General features: G+C 63.1%; 1 protein-coding gene. It reads left to right on the top strand.

From position 1 onward, the window contains the following. Window positions 1-274: tetratricopeptide repeat protein (locus SB772_RS40825; RefSeq protein ID WP_410838626.1), on the top strand; the 274-nt coding region annotated here is incomplete at both ends.

The raw sequence follows: 274 nt of genomic DNA, 5'->3' as shown, positions 1-274 counted from the left end.
GCAGACGCGGCTTATCGCGACGCGCTCAGCATCCAGCCGCATTATCCCGAAGCATTGAATAACCTCGCTGGCGCATTGAAGGCTGCGCAGCGTCTGACCGAAGCCGAACTCGCTTGCCGGCTCGCGTTGACCATGCGCCCGGACTACGCGGAAGCCTGCGTCAATCTCGGCGCTGCGCTGACCGATCTTGCACGGCTGCCCGAAGCCGAGTCAGCGTACCGAAAGGCCATCGCGCTACGCGCCGATTATGCCGAGGCTCATTACAACCTCGGCA

Origin of the sequence: Paraburkholderia sp. SIMBA_030, from assembly GCF_046535245.1 — a bacterium.
In the GTDB taxonomy this organism is placed as follows: Bacteria; Pseudomonadota; Gammaproteobacteria; order Burkholderiales; family Burkholderiaceae; genus Paraburkholderia.
This window is presented reverse-complemented; position numbering and strand designations above follow the sequence as displayed.